The organism is Streptomyces sp. V4I2 (assembly GCF_030817655.1).
Taxonomy (GTDB): Bacteria; Actinomycetota; Actinomycetes; order Streptomycetales; family Streptomycetaceae; genus Streptomyces; species Streptomyces plumbiresistens.
The window spans coordinates 7,770,761-7,790,179 of record NZ_JAUSZM010000003.1 but is presented as its reverse complement, the minus strand read 5'-3'; the positions used below and the strand labels follow the sequence as shown (position 1 = coordinate 7,790,179).

Here is a 19,419-nt window from a genome sequence, read left to right as displayed (position 1 = left end):
CCGTCACTGCTCACAACGCACGAGTGCCCCGGGAGATTCCCGTGTCCCGTGCCGCGCCGACCTGAAGATGGTCGCACGGCACGGCCCGTCTCGTCACCGTGTTATTTCACAGCGGCCGACCGGGGTGCGGCTGACTTCCAGTCCGGGTGGCCGGGCATCGGAGGGGTCTTAGCGCCGTACAGCCAGCCCTCGAAGAAGTCGCCCAGTTCCCGTCCCGAGACCTCCTCAGCGAGCTCGACGAAGTCCGCGGTACTGGCGACACCGTCCTGGTGGCGGTTCACCCAGGCCCTCTCCAGGCGTTCGAAGGCCGGGCGGCCGATCTCCTGGCGCAGTGCGTACAGGACCAGCGCGGCGCCGTCGTAGACGTTCGGCCGGAAGATGCTGATCTTCTGGCCGGGGTCGGGCACCTTCGGGGCGGCGGGCGGTCCGCCGGCCGCGCGCCAGCGGTCGGAGGCGCCGTACGCCGCCTTCATCCGCGCTTCCACGGACCGGTCCGCCTTCTCCTCCGCGTACAGCGCCTCGTACCAGGTGGCGTGCCCCTCGTTCAGCCACAGGTCGGACCAGGTGCGGGGGCTGACGCTGTTGCCGAACCACTGGTGGGCCAGCTCGTGCACCATGATCGACTCGACGTACCACTTGGGGAAGCCGGGCTCGGTGAACAGGTCTCTCTCGAAGAGAGAGAGGGTCTGTGTCTCCAGCTCGAAGCCGGTGTCGGCATCGGCCATGAGCAGTCCGTACGTCTCGAAGGGGTACGGCCCGACCTTGCCCTCCATCCAGACGATCTGGTCGGGGGTCTTCTTGAGCCACGGCTCCAGCTGCGCTCGGTCCTTGGTGGGCACGACGTCCCGTACGGGCAGCCCGTGCGGGCCACTGCGGCGCAGCACGGTGGAACGGCCGATGGACACCTGGGCGAGCTCGGTGGCCATGGGGTGCTGGGTCCGGTACGTCCAGGTCGTCGCCCGGCCCGCCCGGTCCACGCCGGTGGGCAGGCCATTGGCGACGGCCGTGTAGCCCTTGGGCGCGGTGACCCTGATGGTGAACATCGCCTTGTCGGAGGGGTGGTCGTTGCACGGGAACACCAGGTGGGCGACATCGGCCTGGTTGGCCATGGCAAGGCCGTCCGCGGTCCGGATCCAGCCGCCGTCCCGGTCCGCGGCGGAGACGGGGTCGCTGGTGTGCCGGACGGTGATCCGCATCCAGCTGCCCTCGGGCAACGACCCCTCGGGCGTGACCACCAGGTCCTCGCCGGCGCTCGTGAAGGCCGCGGGCTCGCCGTCGATCTCGACCGAGTCGACCTTGCCGTGCGCGAAGTCGAGGTTCACGTGGTCCAGCGAGGTCGTCGTCCAGGCGTCGATCGTGGTGACCGCCTGGAGGGGCTTGCTGTTGGTGCCCGGATAGGTGAAGGCGAGGTCGTACGACGCCACGTCGTATCCCGGGTTGCCGAGGTATGGGAAGAGGCGGTCGCCGACACCCAGCGGGGCGGCCGGGGCGCTCGCGGCGAGGAGGCAGACGGAGACGGCGCAGGCGAGGCGCGCGGCGGCCTTCCGGCGCCGGGAGGGCGTGATGCGGGCTCGGGGGGCCACGGTGCGGGGGGTCAGCGGCATGCACCACGGCTACCAGCGCGCGCGTGCGGTACGGCGGCGGCGCGCGATCGGCCCACTCGAACGGGTAGCGCAGCGGGACGACGGCGTGGCCGCGTGCAACCACCCCCCACGCGCGCGTGCATGTTCCGCGGGCGGTCTCAGGCCCCCGGCGTCTGCGCGCGGCTCACGTCGTACACCCCCGGCACGTTCCGCATCGCCCGCATCAGGGCGGGCAGGTGCGCCGCGTCGGGGAGTTCGACCGTGTAGGTGTGGCGTACGCGTTGCTGGCTCGGGGGCTCCACGGTCGCGGAGACGATCTCGGCACCCTCCGAGGCCATCGCTTCCGTGAGGTCCGCGAGCAGATGCGGGCGGCCGAACGATTCGGCGAACAGCGTGACCCGGCACCCGGTGGTGTCCCCCCAGCGCACGCCGACCTCCGCGCGCCCCGAACTCTTCATGCGCGCCACGGCCGCGCACTCCACCCGGTGGACGGTCACCGCTCCCCCGCGCACGGAGAAGCCGATCACCTCGTCGGGCGGTACGGGTGTGCAGCAGCCCGCGAGCCGTACGCTCGCGCCGGGCTGGTCGACGACGGCGTTCGCGGCGGCGGGGCGGTCGGCGGTGCGGGATGTAGCGCCTTCGGAGGCGGTCACGGAGTTCTGGGCGGCGGGCCGGGCGGCTGCCTCGCCGGCCTGGAGGGTCGGAACCGGCCCCTCCTTCTGCGCCTCGGCGGATGCCGGATGCGTCGCCAGCCATCGCTGGATGGCGATCCGGGCGGCGGCGGTGTGAGCGTGGTCCAGCCACTCTCTGGAGGGCTCGGAGGCGGGGTCCTGGCCCATGAGGAGCTGGACGGTGTCGCCGTCCTTCAGGACCGTGCTCAGGGTCGCCAGGCGGCCGTTGACGCGGGCGCCGATGCACGCGTGCGCGTCCTCGCCGTACTGCGCGTACGCGGCGTCCACGCAGGTCGCGCCCTCGGGCAGGCCCAGGGTGCCGCCGTCGGGACGGAAGACGGTGATCTCGCGGTCCTGAGCGAGGTCCTCACGCAGGGTGGACCAGAAGGTATCGGGGTCGGGCGCGGCCTCCTGCCAGTCGAGAAGGCGGGAGAGCCAGCCGGGCCGGGTCGGGTCGGCGCGCTCGCCGTCGCTCGAAACGGTCTGCTCCTCCGAAGGAGGAGCGTAGGGATTGCCGAGCGCGACGACGCCGGCCTCGGCGACCTTGTGCATCTGATGGGTACGGATGAGGACTTCGGCGACCTGGCCGTCCCCGAGGGCCACCGCGGTGTGCAGCGACTGGTACAGGTTGAACTTGGGAACGGCGATGAAGTCCTTGAACTCCGAGACGACGGGCGTCATACAGGTGTGCAGTTCGCCCAGTACGCCGTAACAGTCGGCGTCCTCGTTCACCAGCACCAGCAGACGGCCGAAGTCGGTGCCGCGCAGCCGGCCGCGTTTGCGGGCCCTGCGGTGCACGGAGACGAAGTGCCGGGGCCGGATGAGGACTTCGGCCGGGATGTCGGCGTCCCGCAGGACCGTGCGCATCTCGTCGGCCATCTCCGCAAGGGGGTCGTCCGCGCGGGAGGCGTTGTCGACGATCAACTCCCGTGTGTGCTCGTACTCCTCGGGGAGGAGGATCGCGAAGACCAGGTCCTCCAGTTCGGTCTTGAGCGCCTGGACGCCGAGCCGTTCGGCGAGCGGGATGAGGACGTCCCTGGTGACCTTGGCGATGCGGGCCTGCTTTTCGGGGCGCATGACGCCGAGGGTGCGCATGTTGTGCAGCCGGTCGGCGAGTTTGATCGACATCACGCGGACGTCGTTGCCGGTGGCGACGAGCATCTTGCGGAAGGTCTCGGGCTCGGCGGCGGCGCCGTAGTCGACCTTCTCCAGTTTCGTGACACCGTCGACGAGGAAGCGCACCTCCTCGCCGAATTCCTCCCGAACCTGATCGAGCGTCACGTCCGTGTCCTCGACCGTGTCGTGGAGCAGAGAGGCCGTCAGAGTCGTTGTCTCGGCGCCCAGTTCGGCGAGGATCAAGGTCACGGCGAGCGGGTGTGTGATGTACGGCTCACCGCTCTTGCGCATCTGACCGCGGTGCGAGGACTCGGCCAGGACGTAGGCGCGGCGCAGCGCGTCGAGGTCGGCGTCGGGGTAGTGCGAGCGGTGGGCCTCGACCACGTGGCCGATGGCGTCGGGCAGCCGGTCGCGGGCGGTGGGGCCGAGCAGCGCGGCCCGGCCGAGGCGGCGCAGGTCGAGCCGGGAGCGGGCCTTCCTGCGGGGCACGGTCGGCAGTACAGGGCCTGCTGTCACCGGGCCTGGGCTCGCGGGATTCGTGGCCTCCGCACTCATGGGCACCTCCGGCTGCGTGGACCGGCGGACGGGGTGCCCCAAGGCGGACACGGCTCCGGGGATGGCATCGCTTCCCCGTCCGGGCCGGTGCTTGATGCTACCGAGCCCATCACGTGCACCTGACCGCCTCTCGCCGAGCGTGAAAAGGATCACCCATTCGAGCGACGGTTTGGAGGTTTACGATTTCGTGTCCCGTGATCAGCGGCGGTGTCAGCGAGCGGACCTTTCCAGCCACTCCGCGTCGATCCGGCCCTCGGCGACGATCACCGCGGGGCCGGTCATCTCGATCTCGCCGTCGGGCCGCTCGGTGATCACCAGGGTGCCGCCGGGCAGGTCGACGGTGTACGTCGCCGGGATTCCGGTGACGGTCGGGTCGGCGCCGTCCCGGCGGGCGGTGGCCACGGCGACGGCGCACGCGCCCGTGCCGCACGAGCGGGTCTCGCCGGAGCCGCGCTCGTGCACGCGCAGGGCGACGTGCCCAGGGCCGCGGTCGACCACGAACTCGACGTTCACCCCGTCCGGGTAGGCGGTGGCCGGGCTGAAGGGCGGCGGGGAGTACAGGTTGCCCGCCTGCGCGAGGTCGTCCACGAAGGCGACGGCGTGCGGGTTGCCCATGTTCACGTTGCGCGCGGGCCAGCTGTGCTCCCCGACGCTGACCGTGACGTCCCCCTCGGGGAGGAGCGCCTTGCCCATACCGACCGTGATGTCGCCCTCCTTGGCGATGTGCACGGTCTTCACGCCGCCGCGGGTGGCGACCGCCAGGTCGCCCTCACCGGCGTACCCGGCGCGCTGGAGGTAGCGCGCGAACACCCGCACGCCGTTGCCGCACATCTCGGCGATCGAGCCGTCGCCGTTGCGGTAGTCCATGAACCACTCCGCCTCGGCCGCCATGTCCTTGGCCTCGGGGTGCGCCGCGGACCGCACCACGTGCAGCAGGCCGTCACCGCCGATGCCGGCCCGGCGGTCGCACAGGGCGGCGACGGCGGCCGGGGGCAGGTCAATGGCGTTGTCGGGGTCCGGGACGATCACGAAGTCGTTCTCGGTGCCATGACCCTTGAGGAAGGCGATCCGCGTGCTCATTCCTCGATCGTACGGGGTGGGTACGACAACCCCGCGCGCGGAAAGCCCACCGCGGCCGACCGCCGAAGCGCCGCGTCAGCGCAGCCGGGCCACGCGCCACACGGCAAGCACGACCACCGCGGCGACCACCACGACGTACGCGATCACGATCCGCCAGTCCGGACGGCGCCCGGAGCCCCGCTGCGGCAGCCCGGGCCACGTGTAACCAACGCGGCGGGCGGCCATCATGCCCCAGCCGGCCGCGCAGGAGCAGATCAGCAGCCCCAGCATGGCGATCACGGCCCCGCTGTCGCCGAAGTCGAAGGCCAGCGGGAAGGCGAACATCAGCGAGCCGACCGCGGCCAAGCTCACGATGGGAGCGAGCTGCCAGATGCGCATCCGGCGCTGCGGGCGCAGCTCGACCTCGACCTCCGGGCCGCCCGGGAACATCTCCTCGGGCTCCGGACCGTCGGCGGTCACACCGTCCTGCGTCTCGTCGGGCCCGTCGGGGCTCAGACGGTCGCCGTCCTGCTCCGTTTCACCGCTGTCTGCGGTGAGGGGCTCGGTGCCTTGTGCGGTGTCGCGAGGGCCGGCCTCCATCGCCACGCGCCCTCCCAACTCGGACTCCACTTGGTCGATCGAAGCTCGATGATGGCACGGCGCCGAAGGCCGCGATGACGGCCGGAGCGTCCCGATGCCATGACGTGATCAGGCTGTAACCGGTCGTTCGACCAACGCCAATGCGAGCTGCGGAAGTTCTGTGAGATCCGCCGCGGCCCCACTCAACCAGTGCACCCGGGGATCGCGCCTGAACCACGAATCCTGACGGCGCGCGAAGCGCTTGGTGGCTCGCACCGTCTCGGCCCGCGCCTCTTCGTCGGTGCACTCCCCGGCGAGCGCCGCGAGCACCTGCTGGTAGCCGAGCGCGCGCGAGGCCGTACGCCCCTCACGCAACCCCTGCGCTTCTAGTGCGCGCACTTCTTCCACCAGGCCCGCGTCCCACATCCGGTCGACCCGGCGCGCGATGCGCTCGTCGAGCTCGGGCCGCGCCACGTCGACACCGATCTGGAAGGTGTCGTAGACGGAGTCGTGGCCCGGGAGGTTGGCGGTGAAGGGCCGGCCGGTGATCTCGATCACCTCGAGGGCCCGCACGATACGGCGGCCGTTGCTGGGCAGGATCGCCTGCCCGGCCTCGGGATCGGCGGCGGCCAGGCGCGCGTGCAGCGCTCCCGAGCCGCGCAGGGTGAGCTCCTCCTCCAACCGGGCCCTGACCTCGGGGTCGGTGCCGGGGAACTCCAAGTTGTCGACGGCTCCGCGGACGTAGAGGCCCGATCCGCCGACCAGGATCGGCCAGCGGCCCTCGGCGAGCAGCGCGTCGATCCTGGCGCGGGCCAGTTTCTGGTACTCGGCGACGGAGGCGGTGACCGTGACGTCCCAGATGTCCAGGAGGTGGTGCGGGACGCCCGCGCGCTCCTCGGGCGTCAGCTTGGCGGTGCCGATGTCCATCCCCCGGTAGAGCTGCATGGAGTCTGCGTTGACGACCTCACCGCCTAGATGCTGGGCCAGGAAAACGCCCAGATCGGACTTTCCGGCCGCGGTTGGTCCGACGACGGCGATGACTCGGGGGGCGGGGGGTGCGCTGCTCACCGCCCCAGTCTCGCAAACCTCAGGACGCCGCCTCGAACGAGTTACGTGACGGCACGCGCGCGGGGTCGTTGCCAGTTGCGAGGTTCTCCGCTGCCCGATCACAGAGGCGGCGACCCGGGCGGCGCAAACGGGCGCACCGGACGACGCGGGATTTCGCCCGCACGAGTAACGTATGGAGTGGATATGGGCGTTTTGGCACGACTTCTCCGAAGGTCGAAGACCACGGAGGAGGCGTCGACCGCCGAGGCGCAGGCCGGAGCAGCGACGGCCGAGTCCGCGGCTCAGGAGGCGACAGAGGCGAAGGGGTCGGTCGAGGCTGAGACCGAGGCCGGGGCCGGAACGAAGTCCGAGACGAAGGCCGAGCCCAAGGCCGAGGACGCGGTGGAGGAGACGGCGACACCGGCCGCCGAGGACACCTCCGGCTCCGGCGAGGGCGTCGAGATCCCCAAGCAGCAGTCCGCCGATGAGGCTGCCGACAGCGAGGCCGGCGAAGGCGCCCGCACGTAACTGCCCGGCGAGGGAAGGTGGACCATGGGTCTCCTGGACAACTTGAAGACCAAACTCAACCCGGCCAAGGACAAGGTCTCCGGCCTCGCGCAGCAGCACGGGGACAAGATCCAACACGGCATCGACAAGGCCGCGAAGGTCGTCGATGAGAAGACCAAGGGCAAGTACAGCCACAAGATCGAGTCGGGGACGGGCAAGGCCAAGGGCGCCATGGACCGACTCGCGCACAAGGACGGCACGGGCACGGGAGGCGGTTCCGACACACCGCCGGCCTCCCCGCCACCGGCCGGCCCCCCGCCGACTTCCTGAACGGCACGGCACGGCACACCGACGGACGGCCGCGGAGCACCACGCTCCCGGCCGTCCGCCGTGTTCGTCGCGTCCGTGTACGACCAGGCCAGTCATGGCCGACCCGATATCGGCCAGGCGTGATCGCCTGGCCGTCCTGACCAGGCGTTACGACCAGGCCGCGACCACGTACCCCACCCCGTACGGCGCGTCCTCGTACAGGAGTGTGCCGCCGAGGTCCGTGCCCTCGGCGGCACCGGCCAGCACCTGCCAGGGGGCCCGGCCGGATGCCTTCAGCTCGTGGGCCAGGTCCGCGTCCAGCGCCTTGAGGGCCGCCACGTCCGCCGCACCCAGCGCACGCGCGACCTCCGCGTCGAACGGTGCCGCCCGCTCGTCGAGATAGCCCGGCGCCTTGAGTGTGCGGCACGCGCTGGCGTCGCCCATCACCAGCAGCGCCACCCGCTCGGCCCCGGCGGCGATCTCCCCTCCCACTTCAATACACCGCTCGGCCTCGAGAGGTTCCCCCACGCCGAGTCCCTCGATCGGGGCATCCGCCCATCCGGCCCGTTCCAGCAGCCACGCGGCCACCACGAGCGAGGGCGGGAGCAGGCGCCCGGCCGCCGTGCCCCGGTCGGCGCCCAGGCGTACGTCGATGTCGACGCCGAACCCTTGGAACGAGCCCCGCGTGCCCTCCGGGTGCGTCCCACGCCCGCTCCGCTCGGCCGGCCCGACGACGACGAGCCGGTCGGGCCGGGCGGCGGCGAGAACACTCAGCGCGTCCGAACACGCGGCACGCGCGGCGTTCAGTTCGGGTGCGGCCCCCGCGGCGACCTCGGGCACAAGCAGCGGCGGACAGGGACAGACTGCGGCGGCGACAAGCATGATCGGCAGGGTAACGCCGAGGGGCGGCGGGACGGCAGCCGACGGGAGCGGAACGGCCGTACGTCCCTCGTCCGTCGACTGTCGACTGTCGACTGTGCGACGCGCGCGGCGTCAGTCGCAGCCGCAGCCGCTGCCCGTCGCGGCCGGGAGCGGCTCGGGGGCGCCGATCTTCGGGAGGCCGAGCATGACGCCGACCGGCTTGGCGGCCTTCTCGGCGTTGCGCTTCTCCCAGGCGTCGCCCGCGCGCGTGGGGCGCACGGCGAGGGTGGGGCCCTCGGCGAGGAGGTGGTGCGGGGCGGCGTACGTGATCTCGACGGTCACCACGTCGCCGGGGCGCACCTCCTGCTCCGGCTTGGTGAAGTGGACCAGGCGGTTGTCGGGTGCGCGGCCGGAGAGGCGGTGGGTGGCGCCGTCCTTGCGGCCTTCTCCCTCGGCGACCATGAGGTCGAGCGTGCGGCCGACCTGCTTCTTGTTCTCCTCCCAGGAGATCTCCTCCTGGAGGGCGACAAGACGCTCGTAGCGCGCCTGGACGACCTGCTTCGGGATCTGGTTCTCCATGGTCGCGGCCGGGGTGCCGGGGCGCTTGGAGTACTGGAACGTGAACGCTTGCGCGAACCGGGCCTCGCGGACGACGTGCAGGGTCTCCTCGAAGTCCTCCTCGGTCTCGCCGGGGAAGCCCACGATGATGTCGGTGGTGATCGCCGCGTGCGGGATGGCGGCGCGGACCTTCTCGATGATCCCGAGGTAGCGCTCCTGGCGGTAGGAGCGGCGCATCGCCTTCAGGACCGTGTCCGAACCGGACTGCAGGGGCATGTGCAGCTGCGGCATCACGTTCGGCGTCTCGGCCATGGCCGCGATCACGTCGTCGGTGAAGTCGCGCGGGTGCGGCGAGGTGAAGCGGACGCGCTCCAGGCCCTCGATGGCGCCGCAGGCCCGCAGCAGCTTGCTGAAAGCCTCGCGGTCGCCGATGTCGGAGCCGTACGCGTTGACGTTCTGGCCGAGCAGCGTGATCTCGGAGACGCCCTCGGCGACCAGGGCCTCGATCTCGGCGAGGATGTCGCCGGTCCTGCGGTCCTTCTCCTTGCCGCGCAGCGCCGGGACGATGCAGAAGGTGCAGGTGTTGTTGCAGCCGACGGAGATGGAGACCCAGGCCGCGTACGCGCTCTCGCGCCGCGTCGGCAGGGTGGAGGGGAAGGCCTCGAGCGACTCGGCGATCTCGACCTGCGCCTCCTCCTGGACGCGGGCGCGCTCCAGCAGGACCGGCAGCTTGCCGATGTTGTGCGTGCCGAAGACGACATCCACCCAGGGCGCCTTCTTCACGATGGTGTCGCGGTCCTTCTGCGCGAGACATCCGCCGACCGCGATCTGCATCCCCGGGCGGCTCGCCTTCCTCGGGGCGAGGCGGCCGAGGTTGCCGTACAGCCGGTTGTCAGCGTTCTCGCGCACCGCGCAGGTGTTGAAGACGACGACGTCGGCGTCCCCGTCCGACCCCTCGGGCGCGCGCACGTACCCGGCGTCCTCGAGCAGCCCGGACAATCGCTCGGAATCGTGGACGTTCATCTGGCACCCGTAGGTTCGGATTTCATACGTTTTAGATGAACGAACGTCCACTGCCGGGCTCCGGTCACTGCTGCTGGTCATGAGTGCAAGAGTAGGCGGTCGTGAACGGGGCCTGTCTCGGCGCCGCCACGGCTCCAGAGTGATGACCATGCCGAACACTGGCCTGTCCGTCGGGATCCTTCAGTTCCTCGCGCTCGGCCGGCGTCACCACGTCACCGTCCCCGCCGGTCGCAGGCCGGGCCATGCGGACCCATTGCCGCAGCGACTCGGTGTTGACGCCGAGCTCCTTGGCGACCGAGCCAATCGACCGGCCGCTGGACAGCACCGGCTGGACCGCGTCCCGCTTGAACTCCTCCGGATACCGGGCAGGACCCATCGAGTGGCCGGCCGACGTACCGCTGGTTTCCGACAAGGACGCGGCAGCACCATCCCTGGCGGAGATGGCGGAGACGGGGCTGCTGCCCTCACAGGACGTGTGCCTGGCGTACAGCAATTCGCCGGACCGGTAGTGGCCTTCGCCGCGACGTCGCCGCCGGCCCCTTCCACGCCTCGTATCCTGCCCAGCTGTCACCGCCCGGACAACCCGTACGCCAACAGAATGAACCCCGGCGAAATTTCGGGATGGCGCAGGCTGAAGACGGCATAACTGCATTTGGATACGCCCCCGCCGCCGTGTGGCTCTCCAATGTCAGCGCGCGCTCAACCACTGCGCCCAATGCATTCGGTGCGTGTTCGCGCGCATTGGCTTCCGGCTCTGCAGGAGGTTTCAGCGATGAAGCGTCAGTCACGTCGTAGGTCCTGGGTCCAGGCCGCCGCTATGTTTTCGGCGGCGGGAGCTATTGGCCTGGTCGTCAACTGCGCCTCGTCGACGACCCCTCTGGCCGCCGCGAGCGAGAGGCCCGGCGCCGATTGCCCTCACACCACGGTGCCAGGCCCGAATGGCGCCCTGAGCGTCGATTCCGATCTCCGCCCCTGTGAGCCTCAAGGTCCGCAGGGTGCGCAAGGACCTCAAGGCGACACCGGCGCGCAAGGACCTCAGGGGCGAGACGGGTGCTCAGGGCAGTCAGGGTTTCCAGGGCAACACGGGTGCGCAAGGGAACCAGGGCGACACCGGTGCTCAGGGCGCGCAGGGGTTCCAAGGCGACACCGGCACCCAGGGCGACACCGGCCCGCAAGGCACCCAGGGCGACACCGGCACCCAAGGCACCCAGGGCTTCCAGGGCACCCAGGGGTTCCAGGGCAACACGGGTGCGCAAGGGAACCAGGGCGACACCGGTGCTCAGGGCGCGCAGGGGTTCCAAGGCGACACCGGCGCTCAGGGCACCCAGGGCTTCCAAGGCACCCAGGGCGACACCGGCACCCAAGGCACCCAGGGCTTCCAGGGCAACACGGGCGCGCAAGGGAACCAGGGCGACACCGGCGCTCAGGGCACCCAGGGCTTCCAAGGCTTCCAGGGCACCCAGGGCACCACCGGCACCCAAGGCTTCCAAGGCACCCAAGGCTTCCAGGGCGACACCGGCCCCCAAGGCACCCAGGGCTTCCAAGGCGCAAGCCCCGGGTCGCAGAGCACGGTTGTCACGGCTACCAGCGGCACAGGCAGCGCCACGGCCTTGTGCCCCGCCGGCAGTTTCGCCATCGGTGGCGGTTTCCAGGCCGCGGCTTCCCTCACCAACGAGATGCTCATCAGCCGTCCTGTCGGCGGCTCTCCGGCGACTGGCTGGCAGGCCGTCTCCGACGACCCGCGCACAGTCACCGTCTACGCGGTATGCGCGCCGTGAGCCCCCGAGATCGCGAGCCTCGCTGGGCCGACGGGCGTTCACGGGTGGGTACACGGAGTGTCGTCCCTGGGGGACGACACATATACCCGCGCTTGTCCTTTTCGGCCGACTCAGTCGCGTTGCCGGATCGATGAGGTAGAACCCGTGAAAAAGCGGATGGGACTATGGACCGCAATCGTCGCCACAGTCGTGGTCGCCCAGGTGGTGACCGGGTGGGCGCAACTTCCCACAGCGGACTTCAAGACCCCGCCTACGGCTGGAACCAAGCCCACAGGACCGGCGGCCAAGCTCGTCCCGAAGACGGAGGAACTGCTCCAAGCAGGCATCAGGCAGGGCGAGGACAAGGACATTTCAGGGGCGACGAGTAGCTTCAGACGAGCCCTGGACCTGGATCCCGCCAACAAACTCGCCTGGTACAACCTCGGTGTCATCGCCCAGGACGATCACAGGACGGCTGACGCGCGCGCGGCTTACGACAACGCCCTGAAGATCGATCCGGATTTCGAATCGGCCCTGTACAACAAGGCGATCCTGCTCGAGTCGAGCGACCCCGACCAGGCGATCGCTCTCCTGAAGCGCATCGTGGACGCCGACTCACGAGCTGCCACGGCCTATCTGCACCTTGGACAGGCGCTGGCGAAGAAGGGCCGTGACGGCGAGGCCGAGGACGCCTTCGGCTTCGCCGTCCGCGCCGACCCGTCACTCCAACCGTTCGTCCCGGAACAGTTCCGCGATTCCACGACCGCAGCACCGACAGGCACTCAGGCAGGTACCAGCAGATGACGTCTTCCCCAACCCCGAAATTCTCTGTCTTCACTCCCAGCCACCGATCGCGTTTCCTGGACGAATGCCTCACCACGCTGCAGGCGCAGACCCGCTCCGACTGGGAGTGGATCGTGCTCCTCAACAACGGCACGCGATGGCGGCCCGAACAGCCCGACGACCGTGTCCGGGTAGAGGTGGCGGACCACATCCAAGGGGTGGGAGCGGCCAAGCGCCGCGCCTGCGAACTGGCACGCGGAGAGATCCTCGTCGAGCTCGACCACGACGACCTGCTGGCGAAGGACTGCCTGGCAGAACTGGCGAACGCCTTCGACGAGCGACCCGACGTCGTCTTCGTCTACAGCCACACCGCTCAGATCACCGAGGACGGAAGCCGGGACGACACGCGGTTCAACGAGGCGCACGGCTGGCAGTACGAGGAGGTCGATGTCGACGGCCGCCAGCTCTTGCAGGCCGTCTCCATGGCGCCGACGCCGCACAACGTGTCGTACATCTGGTACGCCCCCAATCACGTGCGGGCGTTCCGCAAGGACACCTACGAGCAGGTCGGCGGGTATGACGCCACGCGCACCGTGCTGGACGACCAGGACCTGATGTGCCGTCTCTTCCAGGCGGGTGACTTCCACCGGATCCCCAGGTGCCTGTATCTGCAGCGGATGCACCCCCACAACACCCAGCGCGACACCGAGATCAACGCGCACATCCAGCGCGAGACGGTAGCCCTGTACGACAAATACATTGAGGCCAACGCCCTCGCCTGGACCAAACGACGCGGACTGCTCGCGCTGGACCTCGGCGCCGCACACCGCAAGCCACCCGGCTACCTGGGCGTGGACCAGTACCCACGAGACGGCGTCGACATCGTCGCGAGGCTGCCCGAGCCACTGGACCTCCCTGACGACTCGGTCGGCCTGCTCCGGGCAGTGGACTTCCTGGAGCACGTGCCCGCAAAGATTCCACTGATCAACGAGCTGTACCGCCTGCTGGCACCGGGCGGCATGCTCCTCACCCAGACTCCCAGCTCGGACGGCCGGGGCGCGTACCAGGACCCGACGCATGTCGCCTACTACAACGAGAACTCGTTCTGGTACTACACCGACAACCAGTATCGCGCTTTCGTACCCGAGATCCGGGCCCGGTTCCACCGTTCACGGTTGGTCACCTACTACCCGACCGACTGGCACTCCAGGAACCACATCTCCTATGTGCAGGCCAATTTGATCGCCGTGAAGGAAGGCGCCGAACGGTGCGGTGGTCCACTCCTCGTGTGATGCCTTGAGGGGCTGACGAGTGTGTGAGTGCCCTACGCGGACTCGTTCAGCAACCTTCCCAGGTGCTCCCGGCCCGCACCCAGCAACCCCCTCGATCGGCGGGGCCTGCTCGTACCACCGCTTCTCGTACTCCCAGCACAGCCAGCCGTCCCAGCCCTCGCGGGAGAGCAAGGTCCACGCACTCCGTGAGGGGGAGGACGCCCGAGCCCAGCGGCAGCGGGGTCGTGTCGTCGGCGGATGCGATGTCCTTGACCTGGACGTAACCGAGGAACGAGGAGAGCGCGACGTAGGTCGACGAGGGCTGTTCGCCGCCGAGCCAGGTGTGCATGACTTCCCAGAGGGGGCCGACGCGGCGGCGGCGGCCGGATCGCGTCGGCGCCGGTGCGGTGGCAGTCGTGGGTCTCCAGGAGGTGCGGCCGTGAAGCGCCGCCCCCTCTCTCCGGCCCCAGCCCGCCGGATCACAGCAGGTCAGAAGCCGGGCCCGCGGGGCTCACGGATCGATCAGGCCCGCCCGGATCGCGTACCGGGTCAGTTCCAGGCGGTCGCGCATGCCGAGCTTCTGGAGCAGGTTCGCGCGGTGGCGTTCGACCGTCTTGGCGCTGATGAAGAGGAGTTCGCCGATCTCCTTCGAGGTGTGGCCCTCGGCGACGAGCTTGAGGATCTCCTCCTCGCGCTCGGTGATGGCCCGCTCGGGCAGGCCGTCGCCCCGATGGAGGCGGTCGAGGTAGGAGCGGACGAGGGCCCGTTCCGCGCCCGGGTAGATGAACGGCTCGTCCCGTACGGCCGCTCGGCACGCCTCGACGAGGTCGCGGTCGGCGACGGACTTCAGGACGTAGCCTCCGGCGCCTGCCTTGAGGGCCTCGAAGAAGTACTGCTCGTTGTCGTACATCGTGAGGATGAGGATGCGCAGGTCCGGCAGGCGGCGGGAGAGTTCGCGGGCCGCCTGGAGGCCGGTCATCCGGGGCATCGCGACATCGAGGACCGCCAGATCGACGTCACGCGCGCGTGCCAGTTCGACCGCCTCCGCCCCGTCGCCGGCCTCGGCCACGACAGTGAGGTCCGGCTCATTCTCGAGGATGAGACGCACGCCTCTCCGTACGAGGGTGTGGTCGTCGGCGAGCAGGACGCGGATCGGGGTCTTCAGCGGCGGTCGGGGCGCCATCAGCGGCGCTCCGTGGTCGCGGCCGGAATCCGCAGCCGTATGTCCGTGCCCCGCCCCGGGGCGGGTTCCAGGGACAACGCGGCGCCTATGAGGAGGGCACGTTCGCGCATGCCGCTGATGCCGGAGCCCTCCGGTGCCCCGCCCAGGCCCTTGCCGTCGTCGCGTACGAGGAGTTCGACGCCGCCCCTGACCGGGCTCAGCCGCACCTCCGCACGGTCGGCGGCGGCGTGCCGTGCGGTGTTGGTGAGTCCCTCCTGGGCGATGCGGTAGACCACGAGTTCGGACTCCTCGGTCAGCCGGGGCAGATCGCCGGGGACGTGGTGGCGCACGGTCAGTCCGTGCGTGGTGAACTCGGCCGCGAGGGAGCGCAGGGCGCTCGGCAGCCCGAGCTCCTCCAGGACGCCGGGGCGCAGCCGGCGGGCGATGCGGCGGATCTCGTCGAGGCCGGCCCGGGTGGCCTCCTGCGCCTGGCCCACCTCCTCGCGCAACTCGTCCGGCACCCGGTCGGCGACGCGCTTGAGCTGGAGGAGGACCGCGGTCAGGGTCTGGCCGACCTCGTCGTGGAGTTCGCGGGCGATGCGGTGGCGTTCGCGTTCCTGGGCGGAGAGCGCGCGGGCGGCGCCGGCGGCGCGTTCGGCCTCCAGCCGGTCGAGCATCGTGTTGTACGTCGTGATGAGCGCGGCCGTCTCCGCGGGCCCGGCGACGGGGGCACGGGCTCCCGGGCGCAGCAGGTCGGCCGTCGCCATGGCCCGGCCCAGCCGCTGGAGCGGGGCGAGTCCGATGCGCAGCACCAGCGCGTTGGCGGCCAGCAGTGCGGCGAGGCCCACCACGACCGCGAGCGCCTCGCCCGGCAGGACGGGGGTGGACACGGTGACCGGGCCCAGCAGCAGTGCGGCGGCCGCGATCAGACCGACAGCGTTGAGCGAGAAGATCCGCCAGAACAACGACACGGTCCCGTTCTCGCTCCTTCCCGTCTTCGCGTGCGGCGCACGGGTACCCGCGCGCCGCACCGTCGCAGCCAGCCTCGCCGCGCGCCTTCGTCCTCGTATATCCGTGACGACACCCATGTCGTCACCGTACGGGCCAGTGGGAGCATGCGGAGTTGGCAACCGCGATCATCGAAGCACCGACGAGCAAGGGGAAGAAACGTGTCTGCTCCACGCCTGAGGGCGACGCCGCTGCCGGGTATCGGGGTCCAGTACGACCTCGTCACCCGGGAAGACCGCCATCTGTCCGTGGTGGCGCACCGCGACGGTGCCCGCACGGTGAGCGTGTACCGGGCCGACGACCCCGACTCCTGCGCCCAGTCACTGCGCCTGAGCGGTTCCGAGGCGGGCGCGCTGATCGACGCGCTCAAGCCGTCCCACCACAGTGCGAGCCTGCTCTACACCTCTGACCTGGGGCTGGTCGCCGAGCGCATCGAGGTTGCCGCGGGTTCGCGGTGGAACGGGCGGGTGCTGGGCGAGACCCGGATGAGGACCGAGACAGGCGCGTCCGTCGTGGCGGTGCTGCGGCGAGCGGAGGCGATTCCCTCGCCGGCGCCGGACTTCCGGCTCGTCGGCGGGGACACCCTCATCGTGATCGGCACCCGTGAGGGCGTCGACGCCGCCGCGACGATACTCGGCCGGGAGTGAACCGGTGCATTCCGCGGTCCTGTTGATCGAGTTCGGTTCCATCATCCTCGCCCTCGGCCTGCTGGGCCGGTTCGCCGCCCGCTTCCGGCTCTCCCCCATCCCGCTGTACCTGCTCGCCGGACTGGCCTTCGGCGAGGGCGGGCTGCTGCCGCTCGGGGCGAGCGAGGAGTTCGTCGCGACCGGCGCCGAGATCGGCGTCATTCTGCTGCTGTTGATGCTCGGCCTGGAGTACACGGCCGGCGATCTGATCACCAACCTCAAGTCCCATTACCCGTCCGGTCTCGTCGACTGCGCGCTCAACGCGCTGCCGGGCGCGGCCGCGGCGCTGTTGATGGGCTGGGGTCCGGTGGCCGCGGTGGTGCTGGCCGGCGTCACCTGGATCTCGTCGTCCGGCGTGATCGCGAAGGTCCTCGGCGACCTGGGCCGGGTGGGCAACCGGGAGACGCCGGTGATCCTCAGCGTCCTCGTCCTCGAGGACCTGGCGATGGCCGTGTACCTGCCCATCGTCACCGCGCTGGTGGCCGGCGCCGGGCTGCTGGCCGGGAGCGTGACCCTGGCGGTCGCGCTGGGCGCGGCGGGGCTCGTCCTGTTCGTGGCGGTGCGCTACGGCCGGCTGATCTCCCGGTTCGTCTCCAGCGACGACCCGGAGAAGCTGCTGCTGGTCGTGCTGGGCCTGACGATCCTGGTGGCGGGTATCGCCCAGCAGCTCCAGGTGTCCGCCGCGGTGGGCGCGTTCCTGGTCGGCATCGCGCTGTCCGGGGAGGTCGCGGAGGGTGCGCACACCCTGCTGAGCCCCTTGCGGGACCTGTTCGCCGCCGTCTTCTTCGTCTTCTTCGGGCTCCACACAGACCCGGCCAGCATCCCGCCCGTACTCCTGCCCGCCCTCGCCCTGGCGGTCCTCACCGCCGCGACGAAGATCGCCACCGGGTACTGGGCGGCCCGGCGGGCCGGAATCTCCGTCAAGGGCCGCTGGCGCACCGGCGGCGCGCTGGTGGCACGCGGCGAGTTCTCGATCGTCATCGCGGGACTGGCCGTGAGCGCCGGCATCGAACCGTCCCTCGGCCCGCTGGCCACGGCGTACGTCCTCATCCTGGTCGTCCTCGGCCCTCTCACCGCCCGTTATACGGAGCCCCTGGCGTCCTGGTGGACCCGCCGCGCCGAAGGCCGCCGGGAAACCCGGGAGGCATCGTCGCGGGAGGCAGCCGAGGCGGAGGCGGGGGCTTCGGTGGGCGGGGACTGAGCCGTCAGCCGCGTGCGGGCTGGTGCCCTGGTGAGTTGACGGGCGACAGAGGCCGACGTCGAAAGGTCGCCCACTGAACCCTCACTCCCCGCCCGGCACCCATCCCTGCCGGCGCAGCACCCCCGCCACGTCCGGTGCCTCGTAGTGGTCGCCCTTGAGGACCTTGCCGTCGGCCCGGCGGTCGATGCGGCCGTCGGGGCCGCGCTTGGTCATGTTGGAGCGGTGGATCTCGGCTATCACCGCGTCGAGGTCGATGCCGTGGACGAGGGCCGTGCCGTACGCGACGTAGACGACATCGGCGAGTTCGTGTGCGAGCCGGTCGAGCGGGCCGGTGACGGAGACCTCGGCGACCTCCGCGGCCTCCTCGGCGAGCAGTTCACCGCGGTGGGCGGCCAGTTCGGGCGAGACCTCGGCGGGCGTACTGCGGACGGCGAGCCCGACGGCGAGATGGAATTCACGGACCAGGTCGAGGGGCGAGGAACTCATGCACCGACTCTATCGACCGCCTCGGACAACGCCCTCGCTGAACCCGAGGGCGCCCCTTCGGCACCGCCGGCCCTGGTCAGCACCGCGCCCCGGCTGGCAGGATCGCCCGCATGTCCAGAGTGTTCCCCCGTATCGGCAGGCGCCGGGTCCTGCAGGGCGCGGCCGCCGGGTTCGTCGCGTTCGGGCTGCTGCTGTGGTGGCTGCTGCCCCTGGGCGATGCGCCGCCGAGCGGGACGATCACGTTCAGCACGGGGACGAAGGCCGGCGTCTACCAGGAGTACGGGCGGCGGCTGCGCGCCGAGCTCGACAAGGACATGCCGAACCTGAACGTGCGGCTGCTGACCAGTGACGGCTCGCAGGAGAACGTCGCGCGCGTGGCGACCGGCAAGGCCGACTTCACGATCGCGGCGGCCGACGCGGTGCAGACGTACGCGGGTCCCGGAGCCGACCGGCTGCGTGGTGTCGCCCGCCTGTACGACGACTACGTACAGCTCGTCGTCCCGCGCGACTCGGACGTCAGGTCCGTCGCGGACCTGAAGGGCAAGCGCGTGGCCATAGGGCTGCCCCACTCGGGCGTGCGGCTGATCGCCAACCGTGTGCTCAAGGCGGCCCACATCGACGCCAAGAAGGACATCACGCCCATGGCCGACGGGATCGACACCGGCCCGGACCGGCTCAAGCGGGGCGAGATCGACGCGTTCTTCTGGTCGGGCGGGCTGCCGACGGCCGGGCTGGAGAGGTTGTCCGCCGACTACGCCTTCCGGTTCGTGCCGATCGGCACCGACATCGTCGCCGAGCTGCACGACCAGGGTGGCGCGTCCCGCTACTACCGCGCCACGAACATGCCGGAGTCGGCCTATCCGGTGGTGCAGAACGGGTCCACGGTGGCGACGATCGCGGTGTCCAACCTGTTGATGACACGCAAGGACATGGACCCGAGGCTCACCGAGTGGGTGACGCGGACGGTGCTCAAGAGCCGGGACGGCATCGGCGCCCACGTCCACTCCGCCCAGCTGGTCGACGTACGCACGGCGATCTACACGGACCCGCTGGCCCTGCACGATGGCGCCAGGCGTTACTACCGCTCGGTCAAGCCGTAGCCGACACCCCGCGCGCGGCGTACGACACATCACGCGGATGCCGTACGAACGTCTCTTGGGCCGTCGCAGGAAGCATCACCACGAAACCGGGCGCGCG

19 protein-coding genes and 1 pseudogene are annotated in these 19,419 nt (G+C 70.5%); 8 read left to right on the top strand and 12 right to left on the bottom strand.

Annotated elements, in window-relative coordinates:
* Positions 1-101 precede the first annotated feature (101 nt).
* The 5 genes from QFZ76_RS36715 to miaA form a co-directional block, all read right to left on the bottom strand.
* Positions 102-1,604, bottom strand: coding sequence for a M1 family metallopeptidase (locus QFZ76_RS36715; RefSeq protein ID WP_307677700.1), 1,503 nt, complete (start codon positions 1,602-1,604; stop codon positions 102-104).
* 137 nt (positions 1,605-1,741) lie between these two features.
* The gene (locus QFZ76_RS36710; protein WP_307677699.1) at positions 1,742-3,925 is read right to left on the bottom strand and encodes a bifunctional (p)ppGpp synthetase/guanosine-3',5'-bis(diphosphate) 3'-pyrophosphohydrolase; all 2,184 of its coding nucleotides are present in this window, start codon (positions 3,923-3,925) and stop codon (positions 1,742-1,744) included.
* A gap of 210 nt (positions 3,926-4,135) precedes the next feature.
* Positions 4,136-5,005 (bottom strand): diaminopimelate epimerase, encoded by an 870-nt coding sequence (gene dapF, locus QFZ76_RS36705; RefSeq protein ID WP_307677698.1) that lies wholly within the window; start codon positions 5,003-5,005, stop codon positions 4,136-4,138.
* 75 nt (positions 5,006-5,080) lie between these two features.
* Positions 5,081-5,584, bottom strand: a complete 504-nt coding sequence (locus QFZ76_RS36700) for a hypothetical protein (protein ID WP_266448032.1) — start codon at positions 5,582-5,584, stop codon at positions 5,081-5,083.
* Positions 5,585-5,692: 108 nt separating this feature from the next.
* A complete protein-coding gene (miaA, locus tag QFZ76_RS36695) occupies positions 5,693-6,631 on the bottom strand; it encodes a tRNA (adenosine(37)-N6)-dimethylallyltransferase MiaA (RefSeq protein WP_307677697.1) in 939 nt (312 codons plus the stop codon).
* A 183-nt stretch (positions 6,632-6,814) separates the two neighbouring features.
* Between miaA and QFZ76_RS36690 the strand changes: the two genes are divergently transcribed.
* Together QFZ76_RS36690 and QFZ76_RS36685 are read left to right on the top strand one after the other, a co-directional pair.
* Positions 6,815-7,138, top strand: coding sequence for a hypothetical protein (locus QFZ76_RS36690; protein ID WP_307677696.1), 324 nt, complete (start codon positions 6,815-6,817; stop codon positions 7,136-7,138).
* A gap of 24 nt (positions 7,139-7,162) precedes the next feature.
* Entirely contained in the window at positions 7,163-7,447 is a 285-nt protein-coding gene (locus QFZ76_RS36685) for an antitoxin (RefSeq protein ID WP_307677695.1), read from the top strand.
* 147 nt (positions 7,448-7,594) lie between these two features.
* On the opposite strand, the gene QFZ76_RS36680 is transcribed toward QFZ76_RS36685, so the two are convergent.
* The 3 genes from QFZ76_RS36680 to QFZ76_RS36670 form a co-directional block, all read right to left on the bottom strand.
* The gene (locus tag QFZ76_RS36680; protein WP_307677694.1) at positions 7,595-8,308 is read right to left on the bottom strand and encodes a class III extradiol dioxygenase subunit B-like domain-containing protein; all 714 of its coding nucleotides are present in this window, start codon (positions 8,306-8,308) and stop codon (positions 7,595-7,597) included.
* A gap of 111 nt (positions 8,309-8,419) precedes the next feature.
* Positions 8,420-9,949, bottom strand: coding sequence for a tRNA (N6-isopentenyl adenosine(37)-C2)-methylthiotransferase MiaB (miaB, locus tag QFZ76_RS36675; protein ID WP_307677693.1), 1,530 nt, complete (start codon positions 9,947-9,949; stop codon positions 8,420-8,422).
* Complete coding sequence (locus QFZ76_RS36670; protein WP_373464402.1) at positions 9,933-10,280, bottom strand: transposase; 348 nt, start codon at positions 10,278-10,280, stop codon at positions 9,933-9,935. Before QFZ76_RS36670 ends, miaB begins: the two co-directional genes overlap by 17 nt.
* 562 nt (positions 10,281-10,842) lie before the next feature.
* Here QFZ76_RS36670 and QFZ76_RS36660 point away from each other — a divergent pair.
* From QFZ76_RS36660 to QFZ76_RS36650, 3 genes are all read left to right on the top strand, one after another.
* Positions 10,843-11,646 (top strand): hypothetical protein, encoded by an 804-nt coding sequence (locus QFZ76_RS36660; protein WP_307677691.1) that lies wholly within the window; start codon positions 10,843-10,845, stop codon positions 11,644-11,646.
* Positions 11,647-11,790: 144 nt separating this feature from the next.
* Positions 11,791-12,429, top strand: a complete 639-nt coding sequence (locus QFZ76_RS36655; RefSeq protein ID WP_307677690.1) for a tetratricopeptide repeat protein — start codon at positions 11,791-11,793, stop codon at positions 12,427-12,429.
* Positions 12,426-13,700, top strand: coding sequence for a glycosyltransferase (locus QFZ76_RS36650; RefSeq protein ID WP_307677689.1), 1,275 nt, complete (start codon positions 12,426-12,428; stop codon positions 13,698-13,700). The genes QFZ76_RS36655 and QFZ76_RS36650 overlap by 4 nt, the downstream gene beginning before the upstream one ends.
* Before the next feature lie 32 nt (positions 13,701-13,732).
* Here QFZ76_RS36650 and QFZ76_RS36645 read toward each other — a convergent pair.
* The 3 genes and pseudogenes from QFZ76_RS36645 to QFZ76_RS36635 all read right to left on the bottom strand — a co-directional run.
* A pseudogene (locus tag QFZ76_RS36645) lies at positions 13,733-14,110 on the bottom strand (TIM barrel protein); the annotation flags it as partial.
* 80 nt (positions 14,111-14,190) lie between these two features.
* Positions 14,191-14,862, bottom strand: a complete 672-nt coding sequence (locus QFZ76_RS36640) for a response regulator transcription factor (RefSeq protein WP_307677688.1) — start codon at positions 14,860-14,862, stop codon at positions 14,191-14,193.
* Entirely contained in the window at positions 14,862-15,812 is a 951-nt protein-coding gene (locus QFZ76_RS36635) for a sensor histidine kinase (RefSeq protein WP_307677687.1), read from the bottom strand. Before QFZ76_RS36635 ends, QFZ76_RS36640 begins: the two co-directional genes overlap by 1 nt.
* A gap of 198 nt (positions 15,813-16,010) precedes the next feature.
* On the opposite strand from QFZ76_RS36635, the gene QFZ76_RS36630 reads away from it, so the two are divergent.
* Positions 16,011-16,496, top strand: a complete 486-nt coding sequence (locus QFZ76_RS36630; protein WP_307677686.1) for a cation:proton antiporter regulatory subunit — start codon at positions 16,011-16,013, stop codon at positions 16,494-16,496.
* A gap of 4 nt (positions 16,497-16,500) precedes the next feature.
* Positions 16,501-17,736 (top strand): cation:proton antiporter, encoded by a 1,236-nt coding sequence (locus QFZ76_RS36625; protein WP_307677685.1) that lies wholly within the window; start codon positions 16,501-16,503, stop codon positions 17,734-17,736.
* 81 nt (positions 17,737-17,817) lie between these two features.
* On the opposite strand, the gene QFZ76_RS36620 is transcribed toward QFZ76_RS36625, so the two are convergent.
* A complete protein-coding gene (locus QFZ76_RS36620) occupies positions 17,818-18,222 on the bottom strand; it encodes a MazG nucleotide pyrophosphohydrolase domain-containing protein (protein WP_307677684.1) in 405 nt (134 codons plus the stop codon).
* Between the two features lie 110 nt (positions 18,223-18,332).
* Between QFZ76_RS36620 and QFZ76_RS36615 the strand changes: the two genes are divergently transcribed.
* Positions 18,333-19,322: a TAXI family TRAP transporter solute-binding subunit gene (locus QFZ76_RS36615; RefSeq protein WP_307677683.1), complete on the top strand. Its 990-nt coding sequence runs from the start codon at positions 18,333-18,335 to the stop codon at positions 19,320-19,322.
* Positions 19,323-19,419: the final 97 nt, after the last annotated feature.